Source organism: Sporofaciens sp. JLR.KK001, assembly GCF_036941055.1.
GTDB lineage: Bacteria > Bacillota > Clostridia > Lachnospirales > Lachnospiraceae > Sporofaciens.
The window spans coordinates 1-2,186 of the sequence record NZ_JAYMNO010000008.1 but is presented as its reverse complement, the minus strand read 5'-3'; the positions used below and the strand labels follow the sequence as shown (position 1 = coordinate 2,186).

General features: G+C 44.3%; 2 protein-coding genes. One reads left to right on the top strand and one right to left on the bottom strand.

The features are described 5' to 3' along the window. A partial coding sequence (locus VSQ62_RS32265; protein WP_334638785.1) for a transposase occupies positions 1-398 on the top strand: 398 nt, incomplete at its 5' end. Between the two features lie 263 nt (positions 399-661). Here VSQ62_RS32265 and VSQ62_RS32260 read toward each other — a convergent pair. After that, positions 662-1,987: an IS4 family transposase gene (locus VSQ62_RS32260; RefSeq protein WP_334637434.1), complete on the bottom strand. Its 1,326-nt coding sequence runs from the start codon at positions 1,985-1,987 to the stop codon at positions 662-664. Positions 1,988-2,186 lie beyond the last annotated feature (199 nt).

The window sequence follows — 2,186 nt, the reverse complement described above, 5'->3', positions numbered from 1 at the left end:
CCGTAAACCGCGCAAAGCCATCTGGCAAGGAATTGTATGAAATATTTGGCACATATATCTGCGAGGAGACTCTAATACTTACAGATGGACTTCGAAGCTATAGCAGTCTGGGGGCAGCGACGGGTTGTACGGTTATGGATGTAAACCATGAAGAAAATAAGAAGCTGTTTAATCTGAATATAGTGAACAGCATGCATTCCTATATTAAGGAAACATACAACCATTACCGCGGAGTGGCAACAAAATATATCAATCGTTACAATGCACTATTTTCGATAGCTTTCCGGTGTGCAGGAGATTTAGCAACGTCTCTGTTTCATTCATTGTGCAATATTGGAAACAGTTGCTATTGGCATGGTGTCTATGATGTACGCAATTATCGTCTGGTAATACTGTAATGAGATTAGACCAACATATTTATTGACTAACACCAAAAATAATGATTCGTTAGAATTTGCAGTGCAATGTCATTTAGTTAAGGGCGAAAGAAATGTGTGCCGCTTTTTCCAAAGGGCCAATGGGCAGGGAAAATGGAAGTGCCAGAAAGAATCCAGGGATATTTTTCATCCTGTATCACTTAGAATGGAATAGAATTGCATGGCAAACAAGCAGATTTACATCTGCCTCATAAAAAGGTATTATAGGTATTAATGGAACTGCTTTATGCTGCCCGGTATATAAAGTACCGTGGTTTTCGGAAGTGTGCTGTCTGAAGGCGTGGGTACCGTCGGTCATTCCGGACAGGGATAAGCTCCTTTTGAAGCAGTGACATTACATCTATAGGGTTTTCCCCCGTGTGCAGACGGAGGGAGACCCTACAAATATGTGCAGCCATACTGAAATTTACTTTATATTCATGTTTGGTCTGGCCATGCCTGATGACCGTAAGGCTGATAAGGGTTTCCGTTATGTTGTATGCAATCAGTTTTGCCCATATTTCCTGTTTGATGTATTCCGGCTTGTATGCGTGGAAATTACTTAAGCCTATGGTATATTTCAGCTTACGGAAGGAGCCTTCTATGGCCCATCTGGAAAAATACAGGAGTTTTATCCGTACCGGCGGGAATTCCTCCCTGGGCAGGTTGGTGACAATGCATTCATAAGAGTCATCGGATATGGGGAACCTTACAATACGGAAGGAGAGGTCGTAAGTATCCAGGGAGCCGTATGCCACATAGTCAAAGGAAGCATTCGCATCCACATAACGTCTGTAAAATCCTTCTTTGACAGGGATCGATTTCTTATGGCTGCGTACAAGTGTAACGTTCACCGTAATGTCAAAGGAATCCGTATCCGGGAAATCAAAATTTCCAACAAGCCCTTTGGAATGGATGTCTTTTGTGCGGAAGAGGAAATACTGTCCTTTTTCCACAACATGCGCCATGTTGTTATAGGAACAGTATCCTCTGTCGCCGATGAAGACATCCCTGGTTCCGGGCCGGGTATCGTGCCGGTCAACCATATCACAGAAAGCCCGGAATTCATCCTTTTGGTGGACGGGCTGGATGAGGGCGTCAGAATAAGTATGTTTCTGCAGGTCATAAAAAGCATTCAGGTGCATGCTGTAGAAGCCTTTTGTGGAATGTCCTTCCGATACAAAGTATTCTGGGGAAGAAAAGGAGGGCCTGCTGAAGAAGGTGAAGGTGGATCCATCTGCGGCAAGGAAACGGAAGCGGGGGTCTGCACCGTCCAGAACAGCAGAGTTGAAACAATGGAAAACGGCTTCCAGGGCTTCAGGTCGGAGTTTGGCGCGCTGCTGGTTAAAGGCGGAGGCAGATGGGGAGTCTGCCTGCAGGCCAAAGAAATCAAGCAGTTCTATCCTGGTGCTGGAAGAACCGCAGGAAACCAGGAAGGAGATGAGTTTATCCGCCCCCATTTTTCTGGAACGGGTAAAATCCCTTTCAGGAGTGACCGTATACCGGGAGATGTCGGATACAACACAGTTAACGGAATCAGTAAAAGCGGCTTTGATTTTTTCGAATGACATAAAATGTACCTCCTTGAAATTGAAATGAAGTTTCTGTTTCCAATTTCAAGGGCCGCGCTCACTACCTCTAAAATTCATCAGTAGTGAGCGCGGCCGCACATTTTAAGCTTTCTGTCAACCCCTTTGAGAGAAATTTTTAAAAAAATAGGTTAGACCCCCATTAGCAGAATCTAACCTAATACTTATCTAAATGACATTG

Excerpts from the sequence above, each read along its gene's own strand:
- VSQ62_RS32260 (WP_334637434.1), bottom strand. The coding sequence starts at position 1,987 with ATGTCATTCGAAAAAATCAAAGCCGCTTTTACTGATTCCGTTAACTGT.